The sequence below is a fragment of the Vibrio sp. V03_P4A6T147 genome (assembly GCF_002241085.1).
GTDB classification, from domain to species: domain Bacteria; phylum Pseudomonadota; class Gammaproteobacteria; order Enterobacterales; family Vibrionaceae; genus Vibrio; species Vibrio anguillarum.
This window is the reverse complement of sequence record NZ_NDIO01000145.1, coordinates 1-6,406: the sequence shown is the minus strand read 5'-3', so window position 1 is coordinate 6,406 and position 6,406 is coordinate 1. Positions and strand designations below refer to the sequence as shown.

General features: G+C 45.5%; 5 protein-coding genes. 2 read left to right on the top strand and 3 right to left on the bottom strand.

What is annotated here, in order from left to right; translation table 11 throughout:
- The first annotated feature begins 154 nt into the window (after window positions 1-154).
- Both B9J84_RS05555 and B9J84_RS05550 read left to right on the top strand, forming a co-directional pair.
- Window positions 155-1,783: a methyl-accepting chemotaxis protein gene (locus B9J84_RS05555; protein WP_013868163.1), complete on the top strand. Its 1,629-nt coding sequence runs from the start codon at window positions 155-157 to the stop codon at window positions 1,781-1,783.
- A gap of 256 nt (window positions 1,784-2,039) precedes the next feature.
- Window positions 2,040-3,284 (top strand): MFS transporter, encoded by a 1,245-nt coding sequence (locus B9J84_RS05550; protein ID WP_026027773.1) that lies wholly within the window; start codon window positions 2,040-2,042, stop codon window positions 3,282-3,284.
- 42 nt (window positions 3,285-3,326) lie between these two features.
- Here B9J84_RS05550 and B9J84_RS05545 read toward each other — a convergent pair whose 3' ends face one another.
- The 3 genes from B9J84_RS05545 to B9J84_RS05535 form a co-directional block, all read right to left on the bottom strand.
- The gene (locus B9J84_RS05545) at window positions 3,327-4,064 is read right to left on the bottom strand and encodes an MBL fold metallo-hydrolase (RefSeq protein WP_013868161.1); all 738 of its coding nucleotides are present in this window, start codon (window positions 4,062-4,064) and stop codon (window positions 3,327-3,329) included.
- The gene (locus B9J84_RS05540; protein WP_017043842.1) at window positions 4,042-4,671 is read right to left on the bottom strand and encodes a hypothetical protein; all 630 of its coding nucleotides are present in this window, start codon (window positions 4,669-4,671) and stop codon (window positions 4,042-4,044) included. Before B9J84_RS05540 ends, B9J84_RS05545 begins: the two co-directional genes overlap by 23 nt.
- A 99-nt stretch (window positions 4,672-4,770) precedes the next feature.
- Window positions 4,771-6,105: an MATE family efflux transporter gene (locus B9J84_RS05535; protein ID WP_179217524.1), complete on the bottom strand. Its 1,335-nt coding sequence runs from the start codon at window positions 6,103-6,105 to the stop codon at window positions 4,771-4,773.
- Window positions 6,106-6,406: the final 301 nt, after the last annotated feature.

Below are 6,406 nucleotides of genomic sequence, written 5' to 3'. Positions count from 1 at the left end.
ATTGTTTTGACGACTATATGCTCATAACTATATGAATTGCATTATATTATTTCATGGACAAAAATGTGAATTTTGTCTATTGTTTGCTCTTGTTTAGTCCGTGGGATTGGTCCCAAGGCATGGATGCGAATGTTATTTTAATCGAGGCTTTTAAATGCATTTTTCACTGAAAAATTTGTCAATTCGCGTACAAGTTTTATTACCCGTTTTGTTAACCACTTTCGCTTTACTTATTGCACTGTGGATAACCAAAAGTAATCTCCAAAATGAACAAATCAAAGTGTCGAACAGTACTGATCGGCTCGTTGAATATAAAGATGCTCTTGCCAGTGTGGACGATACCGTTTATCCGCTGCGTATTAGTGCGGTATACGCTATTTATGATCCCGCTCGTCGCGCCACATTCTTAGCTGAGTTAAAAAATGGCCTGGAAGAAGTAGAGCGCAATTTGAGCAAAATGCGACAAGATGAGCTTTATCGGAGCGATGTTGAGGTAGTTCATAAAAGCATCGAACATTACGTTGATATGTCGACGAAAATGGTGGAATTTTTTAACCGTCGCGATCAAGGGATGACCTCTGAAGCAGAATACACAGCATTTATTGCGCAATTTCGTCAAAGTGGCGAGCAAATGGTCAATGCGATAAATGATCTTTCGCAGCAAGTGAACCAACAAGCGACGCAGTCATTGGCTCAAAGCGACAAAGACAACATTCGTGTTATGAACACGGCTATGGTCACTGTTCTGTCTGTACTTTCGCTCTCTCTTGCGATGGCTTGGATCCTTTCAAATATGATTGTGGCCCCGATTCAAAAGTTACAAGCTGTAATGCGTGAATTAGCGCAGGGGAATTTAACCATTCGCGCTGATGCGGATGGCGAGAATGAAATCTCAAAGTTGGGTAAAGATGTCAATACGACTACCTCTCAGTTACATGCTACGGTAGATCATTTAAACCGTATTAGTGAAGAAGTGGCGTCAGCTTCAACCGAGCTGGCTGCGGTGATGACGCAAGCAGAGTCAAATGCACAACAAGAGTTGAGTGAAATTGAACAAGTTGCGTCGGCGGTGAATGAACTTGCGAGCACAGCAAACAACGTGAGTGATAACGCAACGGTCGCTGATTCAACCGCTCGCGAAGCGGATGAACTTGCTAAATCAGGCTTAGCTATTTTTAAAGAGAGCGCCCAAGCGAGCTTACAAATGTCAGAAGCGCTGAATCATGCTGCGAGCGTAGTTCTGCGTCTAAAAGAGCAATCAGAGCAGATCAACGATGTCGTTGAAGTGATCCGAGGTGTCTCTGAGCAAACCAACTTATTGGCACTGAATGCGGCTATTGAAGCGGCACGTGCAGGTGAGACTGGTCGTGGTTTTGCGGTCGTGGCTGATGAAGTTCGCATGCTTGCTGCACGTACTGAGAGTTCAACTAAAGAGATTCGAGTTATCATTGAAGAGCTGCAAAGCCAATCGATTCTTGCAAACGATAGTATGCAAACCAGCATTGAGATGCTTGCGCGTAACGGTGAGCTAACGCAACGAGCAAATGATGCACTCGTTGGGATCACGGAATCGGTTTCAGACATCAATGATTCAAATACCCAAGTGGCGACTGCGGCAGAAGAGCAGTCGCAAGTCACGCAAGATATTAACCGTAACGTGGTTAATATGTCTGAGCTTGTAAATCAAAACGTAACGGGTATCAGCCAGAGCGCCAGTGCCAGTGCCGAACTGTCACAATTGGCCGAGAAGCAAAAAGCGCAGCTCGCCTTCTTCAAACTATAAATCGACTACTATTTCCTAGTCTCAACCGCATAACTCGAAAGGTTATGCGGTTTTTTTATGAATCAAAGAATATCTAACCATCCGAAATAACTAGGTTTTTTGGGGTTAGCTGTTTGTTTTTATGATTCGATCTCCCCTGTATAAAAAACACTATCTTTATTAACATTATCTTCATATATTGACCCAATAAGAACTAGAAATGTGATGTTCATCGTGTGAACGCATGGTCAAGTGGCTGAAAGTAAGGAGTGTTTTTATGGCGAAAGAGGAAAGCTTATTTCGTTTAGAAAGGGTAAAAAGGTTTAATTTTTCAGTGTGGACGGTATTAACCGGAACATTGATTGCTCGTACCAGTTTTTTCATGGCATGGCCATTTTTGATCGTGTTTCTTTACCAAGATTATGGTGCATCGCCGATTGAAGTGGGTGGAATGCTGGCGACCTCTGCTGTTGTAGGAGCAATTACTGGGCTGTATTCAGGGTATCTTTCCGACAAATTTGGTCGCAAGTGGGTGATGGTTCTTGGCAGTGTGATGGCTGCATTTGCCTACAGTGGCATTGGTGTGGCTGATCAAATCTGGCAGTTTTACGTGCTTATCGTCCTTACTGGTTTAATGCGACCAATGATTGAAGCGCCGGGCAAAGCAGTGATTGGTGATAACTTGCCGAATTTGAAAGATCGCGAGCTGGCGCTCAACATCCGCTATTTCCTACTCAATCTAGGTGGTGCCATTGGGCCACTGCTTGGGATTACGTTTGGGCTTTCTCACCCACAAACTCTCTTTTTCTTTACTGGCGGCACGTATTTATTGTTTGGTTTCTGGCTGCTGCTCGGTATTGAACGTAAAGGGCGCTACACCAAACCCGATCGCTCTGGTTTGCCTAATTTTTCTTCGACGCTAAGAGTGATCAGTAAAGATAATATTTTTGTGAAGTTGATGGTGGCGAACTTCATCATGATGTTCATCTATGGGCAGGTAGAATCGTCTATTCCACAAGTGATTGTACGCACCAGTGCCGCCGATGCAGCGCAAATTGTCGCAGGGTTAGTGCTGGTAAATACCATGACCATTATCATCTTCCAGTTCCCAATGCTGAAGTGGTTGGAAAACGTCCCGCTGTTTGTACGAACTCGGATCGGCATGTTATTGATGGGGCTTGCGCAACTCGGCTTTCTGTTTACCCCTGCAGATTTACCGATTGGTTGGGCGCTCGCTTGCTTTGTTTTGAGTATGGGCGAAGTCATTGCTTTTCCAACCTTAAACGTACAAATAGACCGCATGGCTCCCGCCCATTTGCGTGGTTCTTACTTTGGTGCCGCCGCGCTTTATTCGTTAGGTTTTGCGATTGCGCCACTGGTTGGGGGGGCGGTGATTGGATACCTCAATTCAAACTGGCTGTTTGGCCTTTGCTTTGTGCTGTGCCTAGTGATGATTTGGCTTTACTGGGTCGCAGAACATCAGCCCGATACGGTCGAGCGTGAACCCATTACGCAAGCTTAATTTGCTCTTTTTGTAAGGCTCTCATCGAGAGCCTTAACAGTGCTATTTTTTTATCGCTACGCCAACTTCCAGCTTATCTAGCCATTCCAAAAATCGTTGAACATCATCGCCCCGAAAAATAGCGCCATGTTGCGGACACATCATCTCAATATCCAGCTGGCTGACTCGCTCAATCCAATCACTTTTGGCGCGGTTAGATGGCATCCAACGTTGATGAAAATAAGTCATTTTTGGAATATGGCTTTGAAAATCTTCTACAAAAAAAGAGGCGTTAGGGCTGTCGAGTGCGGCACCAATATCGCCAGACATCAATATTTTTGCATCAGGGTCGTAAACCGAAAAGTTACCAGAAGAGTGCATGTAATGTGCTGGGATAAAGTGCAGGTCGTGACCTGATAAGGACACTTTTCCACCTTCATCTTTGATGGGGGAGAATTGAATTGACTCCATACCAAAATGGCGGATAAACCCTTCCCACAACCAAGGTGAATGTAATGTTGCACTGGGCAGTGCTTTATCCCATAAACCGAGGGAAGAGATGATGTCTGGATCTTGGTGAGAGGCAAAAAGATGCTTGATATGTTCAATCGGCACTTCTTTCACGACGCAACCGAGCATCGCCGAAAACAGTTCAATGCCACCGGGGTCTAGCAATATCGCTTGATCACGATTGACTATCATATATTGGTTGGTATCAATGATTTTTTCTGGTTTGTTTGGATCGCGAGCAAACATCACCCAGCGATGATGGCCGCGTTCAAATAGTATTTTTGATTGCATAGTTCACCTGAGAAAAGAGAGAGAATGTTTTGAGCGATAGCATGACGTGAGCTTGAATTTCTTTTGCCAGTTCAGCGACGTTATTCGCAATGCTTTGCAGTTGGGCTTGATATCGCTCATCTGCTTGAGAGGCTTCCACGCTCAGCATGATCGAGATGATTTGTGCAATGCGCAGGTTGTCATACAAGGTTTGCAATAACTCGTGCAGGTTTTGAGCTTCAGAGTAGAAACTGTGACTGAGTTTGCTATATTCTTCTTGGTTTTGATGATGTACGACATCCAAACTGTGTAAATGCCGAGCGTTATGCGCTTGTATATACACATTTTCAAAACGTTCAAGCGCAGCGCGTGCACGAGTCCTTGCGGTTGCGAGCTGGCTGATACGCTGCGCCTTCAAGTTGATGGTGTGCGACGCCTCTAGCGTGACGCGGACTAAATCATCAATCGAATCAGTAATTGGCCGAAAACCTGCGGCACTTTCGCCCGCACGCAGAGCCAGAGCTCTGGCATTGCTGGCGACAAGCAGTAATTTTTTTGCAATGAGTACGCTTTGGTTTAGCTCTGCTGCCACTTCCGCCGCAATCACGAAAACCGGTTTGTTGTCCATAGTTATCGAAAATATTCATCAACTTAACGTGTGTTAACTATAGACCAGATTCATATTTTTGAGACTAGATTGCTCGTTTTGGCTCTGTGTTACCTAAACTCAATGGTTTTTCTGCTGCTCAACTTGCCGAAGTGCACGTTGGTACATCGCCCACGCGGCAAGGCCTGCGAGGATGTTACCGACCAACGCCCCGATAAACAGGCCATGCAGTGCCGCTATTTGAGCGCCAACCCATAAACAGGGCAAGAAGAACACAAACAGGCGCAGCGCGGAAATGGTTAAGGCGGTGTATGATTTTGCTAACGCATTAGAAACCGAGACCATTAACATGCAGATACCAAGCGGCCCTAAACTGATTGGCACGATCATTAAGTGCCAGTGCAAAATGGATTCGACACTTTGTTCGCTGGTCATCAGCACTGCAAGGTGGCCGGATAATAGATAGGTCACTACGGCGATGATGAGCTGAAACCCAAGAATAAATTGGCACGCAATACGAACCAATTTTCGAATGTCTTGCAATTGGCCTGCGCCAAGCAAACGGCCCACCATCGGTGGCATCGACATAGTTAATGCCAATATTGCGACCATCGCAAAAAACTCAAAACGAGATCCTAACGCCCATGCCGCGACAGCTGCGGTACCGAAACTGGCCAATAGTTTGGTTGCCAGCATCGAAGAAAGCGGTGGAAGAAGCTGGCTTATCATGGCTGGCCCCATGATATGGCTGATAGAGCGAATACTTTTCCCTACATCCAAATCTGACCAATCAAACAGCATCCAGTGTCTTTTCGACACCTTGGGCGCAACCACGAACACGCCAATCCCAAAGGCTAAAATGGTCGCCAGCGCCGCGCCTTCAATACCCAAATCAAAAGTGAAGATAAAAATAGGGTCTAAAATCAGGTTTAAAATGCTGGTGACCATCATCATAGTCCCCGGCAACATAGTATTACCATTGGCTCGACACAGACTGTATAAAAAGTACAGCACCGCGCCCACCCAAGCACTGACTAACCAATAAATCCAGTAGCTGTCGACGATCTGATACACAGATTCAGGAGCGCTGAGTAGCGCTAAGATGGGATGACGCAGTAAATAGATAATCACTGAAAACAGAGCAACCCCAATGCTGCCGATAGCGACGACTAACCCACCAAGCTGCTTCGCGTAGCGAATTTGGTTCGCACCCAATGCGCGAGCAATCACCGCTGTGGTCGCAATGCCAAGCCCAACCTGAAGGCCAATAATGATCATCTGAATGGGTAATGTAAACCCTTGCGCGGCAAGGGGTAACACGCCAAGTTGGCCGATAAACGCACTATCGACCAGTTGGAAGCTCATGAGGGACAGCACACCAAACATCATCGGCCAAGTCATTTGCAAGAGTTGGCGCGTGAGTGAAGGTGGAGATAACGGGGTGGTGTTTGACATTGCTCGGCTCAACTATATGGGTAGAGGTTTTAATATGTGGCCTCTGCGGTGAAAAACAAGCTCAGAATGGTTTGTACGTTATGTACGTTATGTACGTTATGTACGTTATGTGCGTTGAGTATGTTAACAGCTATACGTGAAGAGAGCGACGTTCATCCCCATCGAGTTGTTTCGTGCAATGACATGAAAATCATCATACTGATGAAATATTTCATAAAAACCTAACCATTTGGTGAATACTTGAGCGTTAATCTCGTGATGAACTCGTCCTATTTCTATGAAATGAAACCGATTTCATTTC

What these genes read in the sequence shown, in the direction of transcription:
- B9J84_RS05555 (WP_013868163.1), top strand. Translation starts at nt 155, where the DNA reads ATGCATTTTTCACTGAAAAATTTGTCAATTCGCGTACAAGTTTTATTA.
- B9J84_RS05550 (WP_026027773.1), top strand. Translation starts at nt 2,040, where the DNA reads ATGGCGAAAGAGGAAAGCTTATTTCGTTTAGAAAGGGTAAAAAGGTTT.
- B9J84_RS05545 (WP_013868161.1), bottom strand. Translation starts at nt 4,064, where the DNA reads ATGCAATCAAAAATACTATTTGAACGCGGCCATCATCGCTGGGTGATG.
- B9J84_RS05540 (WP_017043842.1), bottom strand. Translation starts at nt 4,671, where the DNA reads ATGGACAACAAACCGGTTTTCGTGATTGCGGCGGAAGTGGCAGCAGAG.
- B9J84_RS05535 (WP_179217524.1), bottom strand. Translation starts at nt 6,105, where the DNA reads ATGTCAAACACCACCCCGTTATCTCCACCTTCACTCACGCGCCAACTC.